This is a genomic window from Streptomyces sp. NPDC054770 (assembly GCF_053611985.1).
Map to the genome: position 1 here is coordinate 131,399 of NZ_JBSHBL010000004.1, position 21,316 is coordinate 152,714.

A 21,316-nucleotide genomic window follows, 5' to 3' on the forward strand; every position below is an offset into this window, starting at 1 on the left:
CCCGTTTCATGGGGTTCCTGCCCTTCCAGACACGTCGCGGGCACTGACCCGGACTCGGGGAAACGCTGGGAGATGAGAGAAATGTGCGTGGTCCGGGCCCCGGATGGTCATGGCTGGCGGTTCCGGGGCCCGTGACGTGTCCCGACCTGTCAGGTCAGAGCGCCTGGTTGTTGCAGCCCATGTCCGAGCCGAGGTGGTTCTGCTGCGCGCCCGGGTTGCCTTCGCCGTTCAGCAGGTTGCCCGCCAGGCCGGTGAGGGCGCCGACGCTGCCGAGCACCTCGATGTTCATGTCGTGCGAGCGGCACTCGGTGCCCTGGGTGACGTCGATGTCGTGCCCCGGCTCACCGTGTGCGAAGGCGGTGGTGCCGCCGATCGAGCAGACGCTGCCGAGGACGGCGGCGCCCACGAGGACCGCCTTGTGGAACGTGCGCATGGGTTCTCCGTTGGTCGAGCGGACGGGGATCCGCGACGGATGGATCGGAAAGAGGACGATGACGGAAGGCCGTCAGCCGAGGCGGGGAAGCCCCAGCTGGCCGACGGGAGGAGCCGCGACCTGGCCGAGGCCGACCGGCGCGAGCCCGGGCACGCCCGGCGCTCCGAGTACGGGGTTGATGAGCGGGTTCACCTGCGGGTTCACCTGGGGGTTCACCTGCGGGGTGACGCGCGTCGGGCCCTCCGGGGCGTAGCCCTGGGGAACGGCCAGCTGCGGGGCGACCTGCGGCATGACCTGAGGCATGACCTGCGGTACGACCTGCGGCGGGGCGGGCTGCGGCTGGGGCTGGGCGTACTGCTGCGGCGGGGCGTACTGCTGCGGCGGGTACGCGGGAGCGGCCTGCGGCTGGGCGTACTGCTGCTGCGGGTACTGCGGCGGCGCGGCCTGCTGCTGCGGGTACGAGGGAGCGGTGGTGGCCTGGGCCGAGCCCTGCGACGAGGCCGAGGCGGCGGCGTAACCGGTCTGCTGGGGGTACTGCTGCGGCGGAGCCTGCTGCGGGTACTGCGGCGGCGGGGCGTACTGCTGCTGCGGATACTGCGGCGGCGCCGCCTGCTGCTGCGGGTAGGCAGGGACGGTCGCCTGGGCCGTGCCCTGGGTCTGGCCGACGGCGTAGGGGGCCTGCTGCGGAGCAGGTGCCGCGGGCGGGGCCTGGGGATACGACTGGTCCGGAGCCGGCGCCGGAGCCGGACCGCCGTATCCGACGGGAGCGTCGGCATAGCTGACGCCGGCGCCGATGGCGGACAGACCACCAGCCGCTGCCAGAACGAGCGCGGCCTTGTGAAGCTTGCGCATGAAACCCTCGGCCCTTCGATACCTGGATGACAAAGCCCATTGCGATCAGTGCGGTCGCGCGTGCAGTTGGTGCGGCAATGACACTGCACTTTCAGCAGCGGTACTCCTGAGCAGCACGCGAACTTCGCATCGGAGCCGGCAGCGATTCGCCTCATTCTCATCAGGTCCTCGACCGCCGCCCTCTCCCCACCGGAACGAGGACTGCCCGGCCGCGGTCACGGGAATTCGGAGTCGCGTCACCCAAATGCCGTCACCGACACGGGCGTTGCCGCTCATATGCCTTTCGGCAAACGGGTGACACGACATCGCGCCCGTATCCGGGTCCGCACACCTCTCGTTCCCCACGGAGTGAGGGCGAAGGTCCATTCCAGCCGCCCCGGGGCGGCGACAAAGCGATAACCGCGCTGCCTCATCAGTCATTTCATCAGGTTCCCTGCACAGATCAAATGAAGAGCCGAGGATTCAATGCGCAAGTTTCGGCAAGTCGCGCTCATCGTCGCTGCGGCCGGCGGCCTGACCGCCGTCGGCGCCGCGCCCAGCTCCGCCGCACCCGTCTCCTACGGGACCGGGCCGACCCCGGTTTCGCAGCCGGACGCGCAGGCCGCCGCGGCCACCTCCGCCCAGGCGACCGCGCAGACGTACGGCGCGCCGGCCCCGCAACAGGCCCCGCAGCGCGGCACCGAGGTCGCCCCGCAGCTCAACCCCCAGCTGAACCCGCAGATCAGCCCCCAGATCTCGCCGCAGGCCGCCCCGCAGTCGGCGCAGGGCGGCCCGGTGGAGCAGAACAACCTGTTCCGTCCGTACCAGGAGTGCAGCCCGCAGTCCCTGCTCGACGCGAACGTCCCGGTCGCCCTGCTCGCGGCCTCCCAGACCCGCGGAGTCGACTGCACCCAGGCCAACAGCCAGTCGAACGCCCTCGCCAGCGCGCAGCGCCAGGGCTGACGGCCGGAAGTCGCGGGCCGGCACGGGCCTTTCGAGAGCACGGCCGACGGGTCCAGCCACGGGCATACGACTTTTCGGGTGTTTCTTCAGTGCATCGGAGAGAACAGCGCGTCGCTGCCAAATTTGGCGTATTACGTACTAATCTCCCGTAACTGTAAAAAGTCGATCTTCCACAGATCGCAACCCCCCACTCCACGGAGATGACATGCGCAAGCTTCGCAACGCTGCCGTCCTGGTCGCCGCCCTCAGCAGCATCGGCCTCGTCAGTGGCACGGCTTACGCCGGCGGCGGCGACGGCCACGGGCACGGCGACAAGTTCAACATCAACCAGAGCTCGCACTGCAAGTCGCACGACCTGAACCTCGACGTCCTCGGCGAGGTCGGCCTGCTCAACGGCGTGCTGGGCAGCGCCCTGAACGGCGAGGGCAACCCGGGCGCCCAGGCCACCAACCTCGGTTCGACGATGGGCTGCAACAACAGCGCCTTCTGAGGCCGGTAACAGCAGCCTTCCGAGGCCCCGCCCGACGCCACGGCGCCGGGCAGTGAATGGTCCCGGCGCCCGGCGCCGGGACCATTCGTGTGTGTCTACGGGTCATCAAGTCAGCGAATTGCAATGGTATTCGGCGCGTCGCACGGATATCTCGGGTATTTCGTATCAGCCTTTATGACACAGATCGCGATTTCCCGCAGATCGCAACCCCCACTCCACGGAGATGACATGCACAAGCTCCGCACCGCCGCCGTTCTCGTCACCGCATTCGGAAGCTTCGGTCTCCTCGGCGCCGGCGCCGCCCACGCCGACCAGGGCTGGGGCAAGAAGGGCGACGAGTTCAACATCCAGCAGAGCAGCAGCTGTAAGTCGCACGACCTGAACCTCGACATCCTCGGCGAGGTCGGCATCCTCAACGGCCTGGGCGGCAACCTGCTGAACGGCGAGGGCAACTCGGGTGCGCAGCAGTCGTCGCTGGGCTCGAGCATGGGCTGCAGCAACAGCGCGTTCGGCAAGTAGGGCACAACGAAAGTCCCCGGTTTCCCGGCCATTGGCCGGGAAACCGGGGACTTTCGTTTGCGCAGCCTCAGAACTCGATGTGCGGCCTCTTGAAGCCCTTGGGCAACTCCGCCTTGTTGGAGCAGTCCACGACCTCTCCGGCGCTGGTGGACCCCTCACCCGCCGCCTGGTCGTCCGGGAGCAGCACACGCGGACGGTCGGAGGTCGAGCAGTCCTGAGCCTGCTTGAGGACGTGTGTGCCGTTCTTGTCGATGCGCGTCTCGCTCTTGTGAACGCAGACCGTGCCGCCCTGTGCGGTGGTCCTGCAGTCGCCCGGGGACGGGTCCGCGTACGCGTGCCCGGCGCCGACACAGAGCGCGGCGAGACTTCCGACGAGCCCCGAGACGGTGGCGATCTTCCGTGCAGTGAACATGAGTCGTCTTCCTCTGCGAAGGGCGAAGCAAAGCAGCCCGGACGCATACCTCGACAGAGTCGGGGTGCGTCCGGGCTGCCTTCGCCATGGTTGTCACTCAGCACACCGGCGAACGGACCGAAGCGGTGCCGGTGCGGGGTACCGAGTTCGTGCGGGGTGCGTTTTTACTCGCCACCCTGGTTCTGGTCGTAACCGCCCTGCTCGGGGCCGGAGTTCCCCTGCTCCTGAGGCTGCTCCTGCGGCTGGGCCTGCGGAGCGGCGTAGTAACCACCGCCGACGGCGAGGGCGTTGGCCGTCGAGTTGGCCACGGCGGTGATCTGCGGAGGCGCGTCCTCGCCACCGGCGGCGGAGCTGACCCCGGCACCGAGGAAGGAGAGCCCCGCAACCGTCGCCGCTACGAGTGCGACGCGCTGAAACTTACGCATGATTGACCCTTTCTGGTCCAGGCGGAACCGCCCGGCTCGACTACTTAATGTGAGCATATACACACAGTCCGTAGCTAACCGAGGATCTACACCCGCCGAGTTGCGCTTCAGCCCCGTCTGCCGTATTGGCGCTACCCGCCGACCGGAAGGATCCGGCCCATGACACCGAACGGGCCGGACGGCTCCACCTCGTCACCCTTCTCCACGGGCGCCACTCCCACGGTCCCGGGGGAACAGGTCACCTCGGGCCCGAGCCGCTCCGTCCCCTGCCCCAGGACGGCGGGCAGCTGCACGGGCTGCACCGGCTTGCAGGTCTCCTGGTGCGGCAGTGCACCACCCTCGGGCACCTCCCCCTTGATCCGCTGAGTGCAGGTGAGGTTGCCCATGAGATCGTCGGTGCACTTCCCCGGGCCCGCCGCGGCGTACACCGGGGCGAGACCGGCACAGGCCACCGCGATGCCGCCGACGAGTCCCGAGACGGCCGCGATCTTCTTCGCGCTGAACATGTGATCCGTTTTCCTTCGTGAGGACACCCGCCGACTCAGCCGGTGAAAGCCTGGTTGTACTGGCCGCAGTTGGTGTCGAGGGTGTCGGCGAGGCCGAGCACGCCGATCGGGACGTCGTTCTCGGACACCGTCTGCGGGCTGCACTCCTGGTAGGGGCGGTAGTGGTTGGACACCTGCGGCCCACTGTCGTAGGAGTCGGCCACCGCGGGAGAGGCGCCGACGGCGGACAGGCCGCCGGCGGCCGCCACTGCTGCGATCACGACCTGCTGAAGCTTGCGCATGGAACCCTCGGTCCTTTGCTCATACAGAGAATTGATTGCCTAGCGTGACTGGCTGAACACTAGCAGTAGCTGGACAAGGCGCTCCACAACGGACATCCGCCCCGAGGGTGACATAGCAGCAGATAATCACCTTATGGATGGGGCGAGTTGGGTCAGGAGAGCGCCAGCTCCACGGCCCGCGGACGATCCGGTGCGGGCACCGAGAGGATCAGGTCCCGCAGCCGCTCGACGTACCGCCGCACGTTCTTGTACGCGATGTCGGTGTCCGGGTAGCGGCAGGCGAACCACAGTCCTTCGTGCAGGCGGTTGACCCAGGCGCACACCTGGTCGCCGTACGACACCCGGAGCAGCCCGTACGCCTTCTGCTCGGCCCAGTCGGCCGCGCCCGAGACGAGACGGGCGTCCACGTACGAGATGATCGAGTACATGTCGGGCGAGGTCGGACGGAAGTCCGCGCCGAGCAGGCGCAGTACGCGGGCCAGCGGGATGCGCGCCAGCGACCGGTTGGCCCGCAGTTCGGCACGGACCGTCTCGAGCGCGCTCTCCAGGTCCCGGGCCGCCGGTACCTCGATGGGCGCCCCGCCGACGTACCAGCCCACGGAGTCCGACCACGCGGACTTCAGCCGGGTGTGGAACGGCACGACGGTGCGGTAGACCGGCTGGCCGCCGAGCTCGTGGACGATCAGGCTGGTCGCGGCCAGGATGCCCACCAGACTGCCGCCGTAGGGGCGGCAGTACGCCTCGAACGCGGCGGCGGCGTCCGCGTCGACGAGCGGCTCGCACACCAGCTTCTGGGTGGGCAGCGCTCCGCCGGGCTGCAGACCGAGGTCGACGGGGAACTCCGGAAGCCGGCCGCCGCACCGCGCGATGAACTCCCGCCAGCGCGCGACGATCGCGTGGGTGTCGTCGATGCCGTCCGCGTTGGCCCGTTCCTGCTCGCAGAAGTCCACGTAACTCCCCACGGACGGACCGGTGACGGGCCTTCCCGTGACGGCCGCCGTGTACAGGGCGCCGATCTCCTCGGGGAGCCGGTGGATGGAGTAGGCGTCGACGTTGGTGTGGTCGAAGGCCATGTACACGCTGGTGGAGTCCTCGCGAACGACCGCCGTGTAGATGAGGTTCGGCCAGCCGAGCGCGTCCGCCGCGGCGTCGAACCGATCCTGCAGGTACCGGGTCAGCGCCCCCGCGTCGGTGAAGTCGCCGACCACCTCTCGGTGCAGGGACACGTCGTCCTCGGCGAGTGTGAACCGCTGCATGTCGTCACCGGCCCACCTGAAGCCGCTGCGCAGCGTCTCGTGACGCAGCGTCCAGTCGCGCAACGCCCGTTCCAGCGCGTCGAGATCGGCCCGGCCCGGCAGGTCGAACGCCGCGCCGAGCCAGGTCGGTACGAACAGCCCGTCCTCCCGCACCGACCGGGCCGTCCTGATGTGCGACTCCTGGATGTACGCCGGCGGCCTCGGATCCGGTGGCAGCGCTGCCGCGGCCGCGATGGTCACCGGGCTGAACCTCCACTCGACGAGCCGTCCGGGCCGGATTTCGCAGCGCTGGATGTCAGAAATTCGCACGGTGGCGTCTCCTTCGCAGAAGACACCAGCTTCATCAAGGGGAGGCCGTACGCGCGCGATGATCGCTGTGTCGCCGCAATTTCAGCGGGATGTGTGACAGCTCGAACGGAAGAGCGCCCCGCCTCACTCGTATCCGTAGATCCCGCTCACGTCCTCCAGTTGGGCGGGCGTGACGTCCCACGGGGGCAACTGCTCGTGCCGGGCCACGATCCGGCCGCGCTGCGGGTCGCCCGCGCCGGGGGGTTCGGCGGGAAGGTAGGTGTGTCCGGGGTGCCGTTGCTGCCAGCGGGTCCACAACAGGTCGACGAAGGAGTGATGCAGCCAGAAGACCGGGTCGTTGACGGAGGCGGCGCTGACCATCACCCCGCTGACCCAGTGGTGGACCCGGTTGTGGTTCTGCCAGGAGACGCTGCCCCGGCCGCTCCCCCAGCCCTCCAGCTTGTTGCGGTACCCGCGGGTGACCGTCGAGTTCCAGGGCCAGCTGTCGTAGACCGGGTCGGCGAGCGCGGACTCGACGTCGCGACCGGTCGGAAGCTGGATCGGGGCGCGGGCCCGGCCGAGATCGCGGGTGAGGTAGTGCACGTCGGTCACGTTCTCGGTGATCTTCCAGTGGCCCGCCCGGTAGGCGAACGGGCCCGTCATCACCTGCCGGTCCGAGCGCCGTCCGTTGCCGCCGAGCAGATCATCGGTCCAGGGCAGGGAGTTCGGCGACCGGTCACGGGTCCAGTCCCAGTACGGCACCGTCACCGACGCGTCCACCCTGCGCAGCGCCCGCTCCAGGTCGAGCAGCAGCCGGCGGTGCCAGGGCAGGAAGGACGGCGCCATGTGGGCCGTGCGCAACCGGTGTTCCCGGTCGGCGGAGTTGTGCGCGATGTGGATCCGTACGAACTCGTCGTACTCACCGCGGCGTTTGACCTCCAGCAGAGCGTCCACGAACCGGCGCCGCTCGGCTCGGGTCAGCTTGTTGACGTTCTTTCGCCTGTAGACCACGTGCGCCTCCCTCGGGCATCGGCCGAAGGGGTAACCGCCGGACATACCTTCGGGTCACCGCGCTACGGCCGGACCGGTGACGGAGCGCCACGCTCGGCGGCCGGCTCAGGACAGCCAGCGCTTCCACACGTCGGGGTGGCCGTCCACCCACTTCTTCGCGGCCTCCTCGGGGCTCAGCTTCTGGTCGGCGATCATCAGGGAGACCTGGTCCTGGTCCTCGGTCGTCCACTTGAACTTCCTCAGGAAGGCCGCGGCCCTGCCGCCGCTGTGCGCGAAGCCGGTGTTGAGGTACTTCTGCAGCGGGGTGTGCGGATAGGCGCAGGCGACCTTGGCCGCGTCGGCGTCGCAGCCCTCCTTGTAGGCGGGGAGCCGCACTTCGGTCATCGGCACCTTCTTGAACAGCCACTGCGGCGCGTACCAGTAGGTGAGGAAGGGCTTCTTCTCCTTGGCGAACTGCTTGATCTGGGTGATCTGGGCGGCCTCGGAACCGGCGAAGACGACCTGGTAGTCCAGCTTCAGGTTGCCCACCAGCGCCTTGTCGTTGGTGACGTACGACGGTGAGCCGTCCAGGAGCTGACCCTTGCCGCCGCTCTCCGCGGTGCGGAAGAGGGAGGCGTACTTGTTCAGGTTCTTCCAGTCCGTGATGTCCGGGTGCTGCTTGACGAGATAGGTCGGCACGAACCACCCGATGTGCCCGGTGACCCCGAGGCCCCCCGCCCGGCTGATGGTCTTCTTGTCGTCGACGTACCGCTTCTCCTGGTCCGGGTGTCCCCAGTCCTCCAGGATCGCGTCGACGCGCCCCTGGCTGAGCGCGTCCCAGGCGGGCACCTCGTCGACCTGCACGGTGTCGACGCGGTAGCCGAGCTTGTGCTCCAGGAGGTACTGGGCGACGGCGACGTTGGACTGCGCGCCGACCCAGGACTGCACGGACAGGGTCACGGTCTTGGCGCCCTGCGCGTCGGCGAACGGCGAGGCCTGCTTCGTCATGTCGGCGGCACCGCAGCCGGTGGTGAGGACGAGGACGGAGGCGGCGGCGATGAGTGTCGTACGGCGCATGGTCACGCTCCCTTCCTCGTACGGCGTTCGGTGGGCTGGGTGACCCGGTCGAGCATCAGCCCCAGGCAGACGATGGCGGCGCCGGCGACCAGCCCGGTGGCCAGGTCGCCCTGGGCGAGACCGAAGGCGACGTCGTAGCCGAGGGCGCCACCGCCCACCAGCCCGCCGATGATGACGACGGCGAGGACCAGCACCACGCCCTGGTTGAGGGCGAGCAGCAACGCGGGCCGGGCGAGCGGGAGTTGGACCTGCAACAGCTGCTGGCGCCCGGTCGCGCCGAGCGACCGCGCGGACTCCAGGGCGGCCGGGTCCACCTGGCGCAGCCCCTGCGCGGTGATCCGTACGACGGCCGGCAGCGCGTAGACCACGGCGGCGGCCACGGCGGGCGCACGGCCGACGCCGAACAACGCGACGACCGGGATCAGGTACACGAACTGCGGCATGGTCTGGAAGACGTCCAGGACGGGCCGCAGGGCCCGCTCCACGCGGTCGCTGCGGGCGGCGGCGATGCCGGTCGCGAAGCCGAGGACGAGCGTCACGGCGACGGCCGCGAGCACCTGGGACAGCGTGTCAAGGGACGGCTCCCACACCCCGAGCACGCCGATCGCGGCCATCGCGAGGACGGCGGTGAGCGCGGTGCGCCAGGTGCCGATCAGCCAGGCCAGAGCGGCGACGATCAGCAGCACCGACCACCAGGGCAGCCACTGGAGCCCGTCCCGGAGGGGGTCGAGGACCCAGGTGGTGAAGTGCCCCGCCCAGTCCGCCGTACCGCCGACGACCGGCACGCCCGAGTAGAGGTGGGCGGTCATCCAGTCGACGGCGCGGTTGACCGGTTCGGCGAAGTCCAGGGTCCAGCCGGCGGGCCAGTCGAGGCGGCCGAGGAGCCGGGCGGCGACCGCGACGGCGACGGTGGCGCCGAGGCCGTAGAGGAGGCCGACGGGGGTCGGCCGGGTGTCGCCGTCGCGTTCCCCGGCCGCCGCGGTGATGCGGTCCAGGACGACGGCGAGGAGCACGATCGGGATACCGGCCGCGAGGGCCGCGCCGACGTCGACCGAGGCGAGCGCCTGGTAGACGCGGTCGCCGAGGCCGCCGGCGCCGATGACGGAGGCGATGACCGCCATCGACAGCGCCATCATGATCGTCTGGTTGAGGCCGAGGAGGAGTTCCTTGCGGGCGAGCGGGAGGCGGGCGGTCAGCAGCCGCTGGGTGCCGGTGGCCCCGAGCGACTCCACGGCCTCCAGGACCTCGGGGTCGGCGCCGCGCAGGCCGAGGGCGGTGAGCCGGGCCATGGGCGGGGCGGCGTAGACGACGGTGGCGAGGACCGCCGCGGGGACGCCGATGCCGAAGACCAGGACGACGGGGAGGAGGTAGGCGAAGGCGGGCAGCACCTGCATGGTGTCGAGCACCGGGCGCAGGGCGCGGTGCAGCCGGTCGCTCAGACCGGCCCCGAGGCCGAGCACGAAACCCACGGCGACGGACGCGAGCACGGCTACGACCATCAGCGCGAGGGTCTGCATCGTCGGCACCCACATGCCGAGGGCACCGCAGGCGAGGAACGCGGCGGCCGTACCGGCGGCGAGCCTGGTCCCCGCGACGCGGTGGGCGACGGCGGCGGCGAACACGGTGACACCGGGCCAGCCCGCGGCGAGCAGGGTGAGATAGACGGCGCGGACGGTGAGGACCACGGCGTTGCTGATGTAGCCGAAGAAGTAGAGGAAGAGGGGGTGGGTGTCGCGGTTGTCGATGACCCAGTTGCTGGCGGAGGAGAGGGGGGAGGCGAGGTCGACGGTGAGGTGGTGGGGCCAGGCGGCGCCGGCCCAGTGGGAGTCGGCGAGGGGGACGAGGACGGCGGCGACCACGGCCAGGGTGAGGAGCTTGCGGACGGCTTGGCCGGTGGGGAGCGCTGCTCGGCCACGGGTCGGGACACTGATCGTTGCCATCAGACGTCCTCCGGGCTGGTACGCGGGGCGGGGGGTCTCACTTGCCCGCGCTCGCGGGGTGCCGCCGCGCCCACCCGTGCCGCCCCAGCGGCACGACTGCCCGCGGCTGGGGCGGTCTCGGCGGCACCCGCGGCTGAGTCGGTATCGGCGGCTGGGGTGCCTTCCTGCGGGCGCTGCGCATCCCCACCCAGGGGCGCGGGGAACTGCGCGACCGGCCCACCACGACCCGCAGACGAAGCACTGCCCGCAGCCGCGGGACCTTCCAGCGAAGCCTGCGCGTCCCCACCCAGGGGCGCGGGGAGCTGCGCGACCGGGCCGCCATCGGCCGGAGGTGGAGGACTGCCTGCATGCCCCTTCGCGACGACGCCGAGCAGCGTGTCGGCGTCGATCACGCCGACGCAGCGGTCGTGCTCCACGACCCGTGCCGGGACGCCGGCCCCCGCCACCACCTCGATCGCCTCGGCGACCGTGGCCTCCGGGCCCACCGTCGGGCCGGTCGCCTCGGCCCCCTCCGGTGCCCGCATGGCCGTGCGCACCGTCAGTACCTGCTCGCGCGGCACGTCCCGGACGAACTCGCGGACGTAGTCGTCGGCCGGGGAGCCGACGATCTCCTCCGGGGTGCCCAGCTGGACCACCCTGCCGTCCCGCATCAGGGCGATGCGGTCGCCGAGTTTGAGCGCCTCGGAGAGGTCGTGGGTGATGAAGACCATCGTGCGGCCCTCCTCGCGGTGCAGGCGGACCACCTCCTCCTGCATGTCCCGCCGGATCAGCGGGTCGAGCGCGCTGAACGGCTCGTCGAAGAGGAGCACCTCGGGGTCGACGGTCAACGCCCGGGCGAGGCCGACGCGTTGACGCTGGCCGCCGGACAGCTGGCCGGGACGGCGCTGCTCCATGCCGTCGAGGCCGACCTTGGCGACGACCTCGGCGGCCCGCGCGCGCCGCTCCGACCTGCTCACGCCCTGGATCTCCAGCCCGTACGCCACGTTGTCGAGGACGGACCGGTGCGGGAGGAGTCCGAAGTGCTGGAAGACCATCGCGGTCCGGTGCCGGCGCAGCTCCCTCAGCTGGCCCTTGTCCATCGCGCGGACGTCCTCGCCGTCGATGGCGATCCGGCCGGCCGTCGGCTCGATGAGCCGGGTCAGGCAGCGGACCAGGGTCGACTTGCCGGAGCCGGACAGGCCCATCACCACGAAGACCTCGCCCTTGCGCACGTCGAAGGAGACGTCGCGGACGGCGGCCGTACAGCCGGTGCGGCCGCGGAGTTCGGCCGGAGGCAGGACGGTCAGTTCGGGGTCCGCGGGGACGCGGTCGGCCTTGGGGCCGAAGACCTTCCACAGGCCGTCGACGGAGAAGACAGGGGTCGTACTACTCATCACGCACCGCCCTTCAGCAGGTCCACGGCCTTCTCGCCGACCATCAGCACCCCGATCATCGGGTTCACGGCCGGCATGGCCGGGAAGACGGAGGCGTCGGCGACCCGGATGCCGTCCAGGCCCCGGATCCGCAACTCCGGGTCGACGACGGCCAGTTCGTCGTCGTCCGCGCCCATCCGGCAGGTGCCCGCCGGGTGGTAGACGGTGTGGGCGACCTTGCGGGCGTACTCGCTCAGCTCGGCGTCGCCGAGGATCTCCGGGCCTGGGCACACCTCGCGCTTCAGCCAGCCCGCCAGCGGCTCGGTCCTCGCGATCTCGCGGGCGATCCGGATGCCGTCGACCAGGGTGCGGCCGTCGTAGTCGTCCTCGTCGGTGAAGTACCGGAAGTCGAGCGCGGGCTTCACGGACGGGTCGGCGCTGGTCAGGTAGAGGCGGCCGCGGCTGCGCGGCTTGGGGATGTTCGGGGTCATCGAGACGCCGTGCGCGGGGCGTTCGTAGCCCAGTCGCTCGGGGTTGTCCGTGAACGGCACCTGGTAGAAGTGGAACATCAGGTCCGGGCCCGCGTGTTCGGGGTCGCGGTGGACGAACAGGCCCGCGTCGGAGTCCATCGCGGAGTTCTCCGGGATCGGGCCGTGCGTCTCCCAGACGATCACCGACTCGGGGTGGTCGAGGAGGTTCTCGCCGACGCCCGGGAGGTCGTGCGCGACCGGGATGCCGAGGGCTTCGAGATCCTTTGCCGGGCCTATGCCCGAGTGCAGCAGCAGACGCGGGGAGTCGACGGCGCCGGCGCACAGGACGACCTCGCCGCGGGCCCGTATCAGCAGCTCCTCGCCGTCCTTGGTGCGCACGTGCACGCCGTCGGCGCGGCTGCCGGCCAGCTCCAGCCGGTACGCCCAGGTCTCCAGCAGGACCGTCAGGTTCGGGCGCTCGTCCAGCACCGGGTGCAGGTAGGCCACCGACGCGCTGGAGCGCTTGTTGGTCTCGGGGTGGTAGGCGAGGTCGAAGAAGCCGACGCCCTCGGTGAACGGCCGTCGGTTGAAGCCCTCCACGCGCGGCACGCCCAGTGCCTCCTGGGCCGCGTCGACGAAGTCGCGGGCGATGGCGTTCCGGTCCTTCTCGTCGACCGGGACGATGTTGTTGAGGAGGCGGGCGTAGTACGCCTCCATCGGCACCGCGCCCCAGCCCTTGGCGCCCGCCTCCTCCCACTCGTCCCAGTCGGAGGGCAGCGGCTTGAAGGCGATGAGGGTGTTGTGGCTGGAGCAGCCGCCCAGCACCCGGGCGCGGCTGTGCCGGATGTGGGAGTTGCCGCGCGGCTGTTCGGTGGTCGGGTAGTCGTAGTCCAGCTCGCCGCCGAGCAGCCCCATCCAGCGGCGCAGGGTGAGGACGTCGTCGCGGCCGACGTCGCTGGGGCCGCCCTCGATGACGGCGACCGTGACGTCGGGGTTCTCGGTGAGCCGGGAGGCGATGACGGAACCGGCGGTTCCACCGCCTATGACGACGTAGTCGTACTCATGGACGTGCTCGTGGACGTGCTCATCGGCGTGGGGCATGGGGGTACTCCAAGAAAGCCTGGTGCGTGGGGGGGCGAAGGCGGCGGGAGGGGCGGCGGCGGGGGCTCAGCCGGCGAACCAGCGCACCGGCCGCGGCGCGAGGTTCTGGTAGACGTGCTTGGTCTCGCGGTACTCGGCGAGCCCGGCGGGGCCCAGCTCGCGGCCGGTCCCGCTCTTCCCGAAGCCGCCCCACTCCGCCTGCGGGAGGTAGGGGTGGTAGTCGTTGATCCAGACCGTGCCGTGCCGCAGCCGTCCCGCCACCCGGCGGGCCTTCCCGGCATCCGTGCTCCACACCGCCCCGGCCAGGCCGTAATCGGTGTCGTTGGCGAGGGCGACCGCCTCGTCCTCGGTGCGGAAGGTCTCGACGGTGAGGACCGGTCCGAAGACCTCCTCGCGCACAACCCGCATCTCGCGGTGGCACTGGTCGAGGACGGTGGGCTCGTAGAAGTAGCCGGTGGCGGGGCGGTCGGCGGAGGGTTCGGGGCGCCTGCCGCCCGCGCGCAGCACCGCGCCCTCCGCCAGCGCCGACGCCACGTACGCCTCGACCTTGGCGCGCTGCTGCTCGGAGACCAGCGGGCCGCACTCGACGCCGGCCGCGGTGCCCCGGCCGAGCCGGATCCGGGCGGCCCGGCGGGCGAGTTCGGCGACGAACCGCTCCCGGACCGGCTCCTCGACGATCAGCCGGGCGCCGGCCGAGCAGACCTGGCCGCTGTGGATGAAGGCCGCGTTCAGAGCCTGGTCGACGGCCGTGTCGAAGCCTTCCGGCGTGGCGCAGGCGTCGGCGAAGACGACGTTGGGGTTCTTGCCGCCCAGTTCGAGGGCGACCTTCTTGACGGTGGGCGCGGCGGCCTGGGCGACCTTGGTGCCGCTGACCAGTCCGCCGGTGAAGGAGACCAGGTCGACGTCGGGGTGCTCGGCGAGGCGGGCGCCGACGGTGTGGCCGGGTCCGGTGACGAGGTTCGCGGCCCCGGCGGGCAGTCCGGCCTCGGCGAGCAGATCGATCAGCGCGATCGTCGTCAGCGGGGTGAGCTCGCTCGGCTTGACCACGAACGTGTTGCCGGCCGCGAGCGCCGGGGCGATCTTCCAGCTGGCCTGGAGGAGCGGGTAGTTCCAGGGCGTGATCAGCGCGCACACGCCCACCGGCTCGTGGACGACGACGCTGTGGACGTCGGCGGAGCCCGCGTCGACCACCCGGCCCGCGCCCTCCGCCGCCACCAGGTCGGCGAAGTAGCGGAAGGCGTCGGCGACGCAGTCGATGTCGACGCGGCCCTCCTCGACGGTCTTGCCCGCGTCCCGGCTCTCCAGGAGCCCGAGCTGTTCGCGGTCGCGTATAAGAAGGCCGGCCACCCGGCGGAGCAGGGCGGCGCGCTCGGCGACGGGGGTCCGGGGCCAGTCGCCGGTGTCGAAGGCACGCCGGGCGGCGGCCACCGCCGCCTCCGCGTCCTTCTCGTCGCCCTCGGCGACCACGGCGCAGGGCAGGCCGTCCGCGGGGTCGATGATCTCGCGTGTCGCGCCGGAGGCGGCTGCCAGCCACTCGCCTCCGGCATGAATGGTCGCTCGTGCCGTGCTGTCCGCCATGATCGGTATTGCCTTCCGTTCCTGTTCGGTGCCCCTGGGTGACTTTCAGGCCACACTCGGGGACCGCCAGCACCTGCCCTCGGCATCGGATTGCATGCGCAATCGTCGGCCGAAAGTGTGCCGCGTCACTGAACAGTCGGACAGAACGGAACATATGGCTCACGGGGTGCGATGGCGGCCCGCGCGGGTCGTACGCCCCCCGGGTTCAGGGCGTGGCACTCGCCGGCTTGGCGGGCGTGGCATGCCGGGGCCGGCCCCTGGTCGAGATCTGGCCGACGAGCTCCCAGAAGCAGACCAGGGCGGTGACGGGCGGAATCCCGAAGATCACTAAGGACAACAGCGCATGGGAGGAGTGGCTGATGCACAGGGCCACGGCCACCACGGAGGCGGCCAGCACGACACACCAGGACCGCCGCGCGCTCCGCCGCTGCGCGGTGGCCCGCAGGACGGACAGGGCCGCCACGAACCACGGGCCGTAGACCGTCAGCGGCCAGTACCGCGCCAGCCCCCCGGGGAGCACCGAGGAGGCGATGCCGCGCAGCTGCGCGTAGGAGTAGCAGACGGACCAGGCCAGCATGGCCACGGCACACAGCGAGACCGCCGCGATCAGGAGCGTGATGTGCGTGACGCTCCGGCCGCCGTCGAGCAGGTGGGAGTCATGGCGGACCCGCCGGCGGCTGCCCCGGCGCTGGGCCGGCACGTCCACCAGGGTGGGGGCCACGGCCACGGTCGGTGCGGACAGTATCTGCGCCAGCTCCTCGACCGGGTCCCAGTCGTTCTGCACGACGTCCGGCTCCGGGACACCCCAGGCGTGGTCGTAGAGACCGGGATGATCATAGAAGCCGGTGTGGTCGTAGAGCCCCGGACCCGAGTCGTGCTGAATCCCGTCCATCGATTAACCTCCGCACCCTGTCTCAGAACGCCGCGTACAGATCCGCCAGGGTCCGCCGATATTCGTTTTCCATAGCATTGATTCTCTTCAGGAAATCATCGAGCAGGTCCGAGCATGAGGTGATATCCATACCACCTGGCCAGCGGAGCACGGTTGTCGGATGATCTTCCACTGCGCACCAGTCCAATCGCGTCACGGTCACCTAACGACCGTCGCACGGGGCGGGATTTGGAGCGTTCGGGGGAATTCAGTCACCCGGACGAGAAGTTATAAAAGAAATTGTGAATACGCGGGAGATTACACTCCGTGAATATCGAAACCAAACGAACGACGATGTGATTGGTGCGGGGCCGGTGCGTCGGTCCGCCGCCGCCGTCGTCAGGCGGGCACGGCCCCGGATCCCCCGGTCATCAGCCCCCGCACGCAGCGCCGCAGCCAGGCGTGCGCCGGGTCGGCGTCGTGGCGCGGGTGCCAGGCCAGGCCGAGGGGGATCGGCGGCAGCGGCAGCGGGACCTCGAAGGTGGCGAGGCCCAGGGTGGCGGCCAGCGGGATCCCCCAGGAGCTGATCAGGCCGATCAGGTCGGAGCCGCGCAGCACGAAGAGGGAGGCCGGGAACGTGCCGACGCTGCCCACCACGTGGCGCTCCAGGCCCAGTTCGGCCAGCGCGGTGTCGACGGGGCCGTGCAGCTTGCCGCGCCGCGAGACGTTCAGATGACCGGCCGCGGTCGCGTACCGCTCGGGCGTCAGTTCGCCCGCCAGCAGCGGGTGTCCGGACCGTACGACGCCGAGCATGCGGTCCTCGTGGAGCTGCTCCACCCGCACCTCGGGCGCGGTGGTGTCGATCGCCCCGACCTCCAGATCGGCCGTGCCCTGCCGCAGGTACGGCAGGTCCACATGGGCCTCGGCGAGGAAGCGGATGCGGATCCCGGGCGCCTCCGCGGCGGCCCGGGCGAAGAGGGCGGCGGCCAGGGTGCCGGCGATCGCGTCGGGGCCGATGATCGTGAACGTCCGGGAGACGGTCCGCAGATCGGTGTCCCGGCCCGGCGCGAACAGCGCCCGCGCCCGCTCCACCACCGCGCTCACCTCGGCGCGCACGGCCAGGGCGTGCGGGGTCGGCACCATCCGGCGCCCGGCGCGCACCAGCACCGGGTCGCCGAGGGCCCGGCGGATCCGGCCGCTCCGCGCACAGCAACCTCGACCCGCTCGGCACCCTGCTCCTGACGGCGGGCCTGGTGGCGGTGCTGTTCGGCATCATCGAGGGCACGACGTACGGCTGGACGTCGGCGCCCATCGTCGGCTCCTTCGCGGCGGGCGCCGTACTGACCGCCCTCTTCACCGCGCACGCCCTGCGCTCGCCGCGCCCCCTCTTCGACCCCCGCGTCTTCGCCTCCGCACGGCTGCGCTCGGCGTCCCTCGGCACGGCGGCCGGCTTCTTCGGCCTCTTCTCGCTCTTCTTCGTCAACTCGCAGTACCTGCAAGGCGTGAAGGGCTACGACGCGGCCGTGACCGGCGTCGCGATCATGCCGCTGACGATCGGCATGGCCCTGGTCCCGAGGCTCGCCGCCCGCTGGGCGGGCCGCCCGCGCGCGGTCGTCGGCGCCGGGCTCGCCCTGATCGGCCTCGGGCTGCTCGGCGCGTCCACCGTCGACGCGGCCACGCCCTACTGGACGTACGCCTGCTGGCTGCTGGTCATCTCGGTGGGCACCGGTCTGTCCATGCCCGCCCTCACCCTCGGCGTGGTCAGCTCGCTCCCGCCGCACCAGGCGGGCCTCGGCTCCGGGCTCGGCACCACCGCCCGCGAGACCGGCGCGGCCCTCGGGGTCGCGGTCACCGGCACGGTCCTGTCCGCGCACGGCGACCTCGCCTCCGGGATGGGCCCGGCCCTGCGCACCGTCGCGCTGCTGGTCCTCGCGGCGACGGCGCTCGTGGTGGCCGGTCACGGCGGCCGTACCCCGACACGCACTATCGCGTCCGATCCGGAACGCGTACTATCGCGTTCTACCCGCGCCTGAGCAACTCCCCGCACACTACGGCCCGTTGAGGAGCCCCGATGCCCGCCCTCCTGAACCCCGTCCTCGACCTGCTGACCCTGCGCGGCACCGTCACCGAGGCCGAGCAGATCACCGCCCGGATGCGCCGCCTGCGCATCGACGGCGACCAGCTCGCCGGCCTCGACGTCCGGCCCGGCCAGCAGGTCCGGGTCCTGGTCGCCGGCCTGACCCTGCGGACGTACTCGGTCTGGCGCTACGACCCGTCCGGCGTGGTCGAGTTGTGCGTCCTCGACCACTCCGAGGGCGGGCCGGGCGCCCGGTGGGGCCGGACCGTCGAGGCGGGCGAGCCGGTCCGGCTGCGCAGGCCTGAGGGCACCTTCACGCTGCGGCCCGACGCCGCCCACCACGTCTTCGTCGGCGACGAGACGGCCGCGGTCGCCTTCGGCGCGATGCTCGCGGCGCTGCCCGAAGAGGCCCTGATCTCCGGGTGCGTCGAGACGGAGACGGCCGCGGACCGGCTGCCCCTGCGCCACGCGGAGCGCCTCGACTGGCTGCTCAGGACCGAGACCTCACTGCCGGAGGCGGTACGGCGGCTCGCTCCCGAACCCGGCGGGGTCGCCTACGTCGCCGGGGAGGCGCGGGCCGTGCAGGCGGTGCGGAAGGTGCTGGTCCAGGAGGCGGGATGGGACCGGCGGGCGGTGCTGACCAAGCCGTTCTGGACGCCGGGCAAGCGCGGGATGGAGTGACCGCCCAGGAGCACCGCTGTCTGCCGCGCAGACGGGAACGGGCCCCGTTCCGGAGGAGTCCGGAACGGGGCCCGTTGTGCGCGGGAGGCTCAGATGAGGCCGAGGGCGCGGACCGCGTCGCGCTCCTCCGCCAGCTCCTGCACCGACGCGTCGATGCGGGCGCGGGAGAAGTCGCTGATCTCCAGGCCCTGGACGATCTCGTAGACGCCGTCCTTGGTGGTGACCGGGAAGGAGGAGATCAGGCCCTCCGGGACGCCGTAGGAGCCGTCCGACGGGATGCCCATCGAGGTCCAGTCGCCGTCGGCGGTGCCGTTGACCCAGGTGTGGACGTGGTCGACGGCGGCGTTGGCGGCGGAGGCCGCGGAGGAGGCGCCACGGGCCTCGATGATGGCCGCGCCGCGCTTGGCGACGGTCGGGATGAACTCCTCGGCCAGCCACTTCTCGTCGTTCACGACCTCGGCGGCGTTCTTGCCGGCGACCGTGGCGTGGAAGATGTCGGGGTACTGGGTGGCGGAGTGGTTGCCCCAGATGGTGAGCCGCTTGATGTCGGCGACCGTCGAGCCCGTCTTCTTCGCGAGCTGGGTCAGCGCGCGGTTGTGGTCGAGGCGGGTCATCGCGGTGAAGCGCTCGGCCGGTACGTCCGGCGCGGCGGCCTGCGCGATCAGGGCGTTGGTGTTGGCCGGGTTGCCGACGACCAGGACCTTGATGTCGTCCGCGGCGTGGTCGTTGATGGCCTTGCCCTGCGGCTTGAAGATGCCGCCGTTGGCCTCCAGGAGGTCACCGCGCTCCATGCCCTTGGTACGGGGGCGGGCGCCGACCAGGAGGGCGACGTTGGCTCCGTCGAAGGCGACGTTCGGGTCGTCGGAGATGTCGATGCCCGCCAGGAGGGGGAAGGCGCAGTCGTCGAGCTCCATGGCGGTGCCCTCGGCGGCCTTGAGCGCGGGGGTGATCTCCAGGAGGCGGAGCCGGACCGGTACGTCCGCGCCGAGCAGCTGGCCGGAGGCGATGCGGAAGAGCAGGGCGTAACCGATCTGGCCGGCCGCGCCGGTGACGGTGACGTTCACGGGAGTGCGGGTCATGGCGTTCTCCGTATGACAGCTGGCGGTGGGCGTCCTTGCCCTGGGTGCCCTGGGGTGCGGACGTACAAATGATCGATCTCTTGGTATCAAGAGATCCACCGGTCAGGCTATCGCGCATCAAGGATGCCGGAGGGCGAGGGGTCGGTGTGGCTCACCCCACAAAACTCCCCCACGAAAGAGGCGGCCGCCTGTCCGGGAGAGGGTGAGACAGGGCGGCCGCCACTCGGGGGTACCGTTTCCGGACTCCCGTGGGGGGATACCTTCCGCGTGCCCAGGATGGAGGCCGGCATTCCTGTGTGCCGCCGACTTTCTTCGACGGCGCCGGCACTGTCGCGAGGCACTGGGGGCCGCCGCCCCCGGACCCCCGCTGTCGGCCTTCGGCCTCGTCCTCGAACGCCGGACGGGCTGTTCCGGGTCTACGTCGTGCACCCCGTCCGCCCCGACGCCAGCGTGGCGCAGGCCTTCGCCGCTGCCGCGTCCCGCACCGCCACCATCGGCGTGTACGCGATCGTGTCGCCGGCGGCCGTGATGTCGCCGCGTTCCGTGGTGGTGCCGGCCGTGACCTTGACCGAATCGCCCTGGGCGGCCCCGGTGATACGGCCCCACGCGGCGCCGCAGGTCCTGCTGTAGCGGACCTCCAGGGTGGTCGCGCCGACCGTGACGGTCTTGGCGGTGGTCACCAGGTCGCCGCTGCACCCCATGGCCTCCGCGTCCTTGCCGGTGCAGCCGGCGCCCGAGCACTTCACGCCGGCCGGGAGGCCGCTGCTGGTGCCGGTGGACGGGGTGGCCGAAGCGCCGTTGCCCTGGTTCTTCTTCCCGCCGCCGTCGCCCCCGGTGAGGAAGAGGACCGCGGCGATGACCACGACCACGCCGACGACCCCGGCGAGGAACATCGTCAGCCGCCGCCTGCCGCCGCCCGGCGGGGCCGCGGGCGGGGGTGCGGCCGGGCCGCGGCCACCGGTGCCCTCGCGACGGTTGGCGTCGGGTGCGGTCGGCTGCGGCGGAATGGTGGGCGAGACGCCCGCCGGGCCGGCGATCCCCGGCATCGCCACGGCGCCGCCCGCCCGGCGCGGTGCCTTGCCGTCGGCGGTGGCGGTGGTCGCGGAGGTGGCCGGCGGCGCCCCGAACTCCCCCAGCGCGGCCCGCGCCTGGGAGATCCGGATCGCCTCCATGGTCATGTCGTGGCGCATCTCCGAACGGCTCCAGGACCGTTCGGCCAGCTCCCACATGGTCGTGAGGTGGACGGGATCGGTCTCGGTGACCTCGGCGAGCGCGACGACCGCGCCCTTGGGCGCCAGCAGGCGGCCGTTGAGATAGCGCTCCCAGGACGTCCTGGCGTAGCCGGTGCGGTCGGACAGTGCCGCGACGCTCAGCCCGCTGCGGTCCACGAGCCGCCGCAGCTGGGTCGCGAACTCCTTGACCTGCGGATCGAGTTCATCCGGCAGGGCTTTCCAACGAGGCATTGCTTCCCCCCTCTTCCCCCGGTCCTCTTTCCCCCGGTTCGGTGCCGTGTCTTTCCCGCGTTTCCCCTGCGCGGTGCCCCCCGCGCCGGTCCCCGTTCTGGCTACCCACCGGGATGCGGAGGTCCCGGAAGTCAGCCGCCGGGCAGGGGGCGTACAGGAGCATCGGCCCGTCCGGCATGCACCGTCGCACGCCGCCCGCCCCGCGGTCCAACGGGCTCCCGGCTCGTCCAGAT

General features: G+C 71.3%; 20 protein-coding genes and 3 pseudogenes. 5 read left to right on the forward strand and 18 right to left on the reverse strand.

Features of this window, described 5'->3' with window-relative positions; translation table 11 throughout:
• Window positions 1–154: 154 nt before the first annotated feature.
• Together ACWGKQ_RS05990 and ACWGKQ_RS05995 are read right to left on the reverse strand one after the other, a co-directional pair.
• Window positions 155–433 carry a hypothetical protein gene (locus ACWGKQ_RS05990; RefSeq protein ID WP_453290643.1) on the reverse strand — a complete coding sequence of 93 codons (279 nt, stop codon included), beginning with the start codon at window positions 431–433 and terminating at the stop codon, window positions 155–157.
• Window positions 434–505: 72 nt separating this feature from the next.
• Complete coding sequence (locus ACWGKQ_RS05995) at window positions 506–1,285, reverse strand: hypothetical protein (RefSeq protein ID WP_453290644.1); 780 nt, start codon at window positions 1,283–1,285, stop codon at window positions 506–508.
• A gap of 465 nt (window positions 1,286–1,750) precedes the next feature.
• Between ACWGKQ_RS05995 and ACWGKQ_RS06000 the strand changes: the two genes are divergently transcribed.
• The 3 genes from ACWGKQ_RS06000 to ACWGKQ_RS06010 all read left to right on the forward strand — a co-directional run bounded on the left by ACWGKQ_RS06000 (window position 1,751) and on the right by ACWGKQ_RS06010 (window position 3,236).
• On the forward strand, window positions 1,751–2,227 hold the full coding sequence (locus ACWGKQ_RS06000) for a hypothetical protein (protein ID WP_453290645.1): 477 nt from the start codon (window positions 1,751–1,753) through the stop codon (window positions 2,225–2,227).
• Window positions 2,228–2,432: 205 nt separating this feature from the next.
• Window positions 2,433–2,717, forward strand: a complete 285-nt coding sequence (locus ACWGKQ_RS06005; protein WP_453290646.1) for a hypothetical protein — start codon at window positions 2,433–2,435, stop codon at window positions 2,715–2,717.
• 228 nt (window positions 2,718–2,945) lie between these two features.
• Entirely contained in the window at window positions 2,946–3,236 is a 291-nt protein-coding gene (locus ACWGKQ_RS06010; protein ID WP_093499533.1) for a hypothetical protein, read from the forward strand.
• A gap of 67 nt (window positions 3,237–3,303) precedes the next feature.
• On the opposite strand, the gene ACWGKQ_RS06015 is transcribed toward ACWGKQ_RS06010, so the two are convergent.
• From ACWGKQ_RS06015 to ACWGKQ_RS06080, 14 genes and pseudogenes are all read right to left on the reverse strand, one after another.
• Window positions 3,304–3,648 (reverse strand): hypothetical protein, encoded by a 345-nt coding sequence (locus ACWGKQ_RS06015; RefSeq protein ID WP_453290647.1) that lies wholly within the window; start codon window positions 3,646–3,648, stop codon window positions 3,304–3,306.
• Between the two features lie 164 nt (window positions 3,649–3,812).
• Window positions 3,813–4,073 carry a hypothetical protein gene (locus ACWGKQ_RS06020; RefSeq protein ID WP_453290648.1) on the reverse strand — a complete coding sequence of 87 codons (261 nt, stop codon included), beginning with the start codon at window positions 4,071–4,073 and terminating at the stop codon, window positions 3,813–3,815.
• 131 nt (window positions 4,074–4,204) lie between these two features.
• A complete protein-coding gene (locus ACWGKQ_RS06025) occupies window positions 4,205–4,579 on the reverse strand; it encodes a hypothetical protein (RefSeq protein ID WP_453290649.1) in 375 nt (124 codons plus the stop codon).
• 35 nt (window positions 4,580–4,614) lie between these two features.
• Window positions 4,615–4,860, reverse strand: a complete 246-nt coding sequence (locus ACWGKQ_RS06030) for a hypothetical protein (protein ID WP_453290650.1) — start codon at window positions 4,858–4,860, stop codon at window positions 4,615–4,617.
• A 152-nt stretch (window positions 4,861–5,012) separates the two neighbouring features.
• Window positions 5,013–6,425 carry a condensation domain-containing protein gene (locus ACWGKQ_RS06035; protein WP_453290651.1) on the reverse strand — a complete coding sequence of 471 codons (1,413 nt, stop codon included), beginning with the start codon at window positions 6,423–6,425 and terminating at the stop codon, window positions 5,013–5,015.
• Window positions 6,426–6,548: 123 nt separating this feature from the next.
• Window positions 6,549–7,415, reverse strand: a complete 867-nt coding sequence (locus ACWGKQ_RS06040) for a tyrosinase family protein (protein WP_453290652.1) — start codon at window positions 7,413–7,415, stop codon at window positions 6,549–6,551.
• Between the two features lie 105 nt (window positions 7,416–7,520).
• Window positions 7,521–8,471, reverse strand: a complete 951-nt coding sequence (locus ACWGKQ_RS06045) for an ABC transporter substrate-binding protein (protein WP_453290653.1) — start codon at window positions 8,469–8,471, stop codon at window positions 7,521–7,523.
• A 2-nt stretch (window positions 8,472–8,473) separates the two neighbouring features.
• A complete protein-coding gene (locus tag ACWGKQ_RS06050) occupies window positions 8,474–10,411 on the reverse strand; it encodes an ABC transporter permease (protein WP_453290654.1) in 1,938 nt (645 codons plus the stop codon).
• Between the two features lie 352 nt (window positions 10,412–10,763).
• Window positions 10,764–11,784: pseudogene (locus ACWGKQ_RS06055) on the reverse strand (quaternary amine ABC transporter ATP-binding protein); the annotation flags it as partial.
• Window positions 11,784–13,334, reverse strand: a complete 1,551-nt coding sequence (locus ACWGKQ_RS06060; protein ID WP_453290655.1) for a GMC family oxidoreductase — start codon at window positions 13,332–13,334, stop codon at window positions 11,784–11,786. The gene ACWGKQ_RS06060 and the pseudogene ACWGKQ_RS06055, both read right to left, overlap by 1 nt.
• Before the next feature lie 66 nt (window positions 13,335–13,400).
• On the reverse strand, window positions 13,401–14,912 hold the full coding sequence (locus ACWGKQ_RS06065; RefSeq protein ID WP_453290656.1) for an aldehyde dehydrogenase family protein: 1,512 nt from the start codon (window positions 14,910–14,912) through the stop codon (window positions 13,401–13,403).
• A gap of 205 nt (window positions 14,913–15,117) precedes the next feature.
• On the reverse strand, window positions 15,118–15,804 hold the full coding sequence (locus tag ACWGKQ_RS06070; RefSeq protein ID WP_453290657.1) for a DUF2637 domain-containing protein: 687 nt from the start codon (window positions 15,802–15,804) through the stop codon (window positions 15,118–15,120).
• Between the two features lie 22 nt (window positions 15,805–15,826).
• A complete protein-coding gene (locus ACWGKQ_RS06075) occupies window positions 15,827–16,006 on the reverse strand; it encodes a hypothetical protein (protein WP_453290658.1) in 180 nt (59 codons plus the stop codon).
• 176 nt (window positions 16,007–16,182) lie between these two features.
• Window positions 16,183–16,980 (reverse strand): annotated as a pseudogene (locus tag ACWGKQ_RS06080) (LysR substrate-binding domain-containing protein); the annotation flags it as partial.
• On the opposite strand from ACWGKQ_RS06080, the pseudogene ACWGKQ_RS06085 reads away from it, so the two are divergent.
• Window positions 16,980–17,816: pseudogene (locus ACWGKQ_RS06085) on the forward strand (MFS transporter); the annotation flags it as partial. The pseudogenes ACWGKQ_RS06080 and ACWGKQ_RS06085 sit on opposite strands and share 1 nt — an antisense overlap.
• A 38-nt stretch (window positions 17,817–17,854) precedes the next feature.
• Window positions 17,855–18,541: a siderophore-interacting protein gene (locus tag ACWGKQ_RS06090; protein WP_453290659.1), complete on the forward strand. Its 687-nt coding sequence runs from the start codon at window positions 17,855–17,857 to the stop codon at window positions 18,539–18,541.
• An 89-nt stretch (window positions 18,542–18,630) separates the two neighbouring features.
• Here the strand turns inward: ACWGKQ_RS06090 and ACWGKQ_RS06095 are convergent, their stop codons facing one another.
• Together ACWGKQ_RS06095 and ACWGKQ_RS06100 are read right to left on the reverse strand one after the other, a co-directional pair.
• Window positions 18,631–19,620: a malate dehydrogenase gene (locus ACWGKQ_RS06095; protein WP_453290660.1), complete on the reverse strand. Its 990-nt coding sequence runs from the start codon at window positions 19,618–19,620 to the stop codon at window positions 18,631–18,633.
• 416 nt (window positions 19,621–20,036) lie between these two features.
• Complete coding sequence (locus ACWGKQ_RS06100) at window positions 20,037–21,083, reverse strand: DUF2690 domain-containing protein (protein ID WP_453290661.1); 1,047 nt, start codon at window positions 21,081–21,083, stop codon at window positions 20,037–20,039.
• Window positions 21,084–21,316: the final 233 nt, after the last annotated feature.

What these genes read in the sequence shown, in the direction of transcription:
- ACWGKQ_RS06065 (WP_453290656.1), bottom strand. Translation starts at nt 14,912, where the DNA reads ATGGCGGACAGCACGGCACGAGCGACCATTCATGCCGGAGGCGAGTGG.
- ACWGKQ_RS06030 (WP_453290650.1), bottom strand. Translation starts at nt 4,860, where the DNA reads ATGCGCAAGCTTCAGCAGGTCGTGATCGCAGCAGTGGCGGCCGCCGGC.
- ACWGKQ_RS06090 (WP_453290659.1), top strand. Translation starts at nt 17,855, where the DNA reads ATGCCCGCCCTCCTGAACCCCGTCCTCGACCTGCTGACCCTGCGCGGC.
- ACWGKQ_RS06015 (WP_453290647.1), bottom strand. Translation starts at nt 3,648, where the DNA reads ATGTTCACTGCACGGAAGATCGCCACCGTCTCGGGGCTCGTCGGAAGT.
- ACWGKQ_RS06020 (WP_453290648.1), bottom strand. Translation starts at nt 4,073, where the DNA reads ATGCGTAAGTTTCAGCGCGTCGCACTCGTAGCGGCGACGGTTGCGGGG.
- ACWGKQ_RS05995 (WP_453290644.1), bottom strand. Translation starts at nt 1,285, where the DNA reads ATGCGCAAGCTTCACAAGGCCGCGCTCGTTCTGGCAGCGGCTGGTGGT.
- ACWGKQ_RS06070 (WP_453290657.1), bottom strand. Translation starts at nt 15,804, where the DNA reads ATGGACGGGATTCAGCACGACTCGGGTCCGGGGCTCTACGACCACACC.
- ACWGKQ_RS06050 (WP_453290654.1), bottom strand. Translation starts at nt 10,411, where the DNA reads ATGGCAACGATCAGTGTCCCGACCCGTGGCCGAGCAGCGCTCCCCACC.
- ACWGKQ_RS06005 (WP_453290646.1), top strand. Translation starts at nt 2,433, where the DNA reads ATGCGCAAGCTTCGCAACGCTGCCGTCCTGGTCGCCGCCCTCAGCAGC.
- ACWGKQ_RS06095 (WP_453290660.1), bottom strand. Translation starts at nt 19,620, where the DNA reads ATGACCCGCACTCCCGTGAACGTCACCGTCACCGGCGCGGCCGGCCAG.
- ACWGKQ_RS05990 (WP_453290643.1), bottom strand. Translation starts at nt 433, where the DNA reads ATGCGCACGTTCCACAAGGCGGTCCTCGTGGGCGCCGCCGTCCTCGGC.
- ACWGKQ_RS06010 (WP_093499533.1), top strand. Translation starts at nt 2,946, where the DNA reads ATGCACAAGCTCCGCACCGCCGCCGTTCTCGTCACCGCATTCGGAAGC.
- ACWGKQ_RS06000 (WP_453290645.1), top strand. Translation starts at nt 1,751, where the DNA reads ATGCGCAAGTTTCGGCAAGTCGCGCTCATCGTCGCTGCGGCCGGCGGC.
- ACWGKQ_RS06100 (WP_453290661.1), bottom strand. Translation starts at nt 21,083, where the DNA reads ATGCCTCGTTGGAAAGCCCTGCCGGATGAACTCGATCCGCAGGTCAAG.
- ACWGKQ_RS06025 (WP_453290649.1), bottom strand. Translation starts at nt 4,579, where the DNA reads ATGTTCAGCGCGAAGAAGATCGCGGCCGTCTCGGGACTCGTCGGCGGC.
- ACWGKQ_RS06060 (WP_453290655.1), bottom strand. Translation starts at nt 13,334, where the DNA reads ATGCCCCACGCCGATGAGCACGTCCACGAGCACGTCCATGAGTACGAC.
- ACWGKQ_RS06045 (WP_453290653.1), bottom strand. Translation starts at nt 8,471, where the DNA reads ATGCGCCGTACGACACTCATCGCCGCCGCCTCCGTCCTCGTCCTCACC.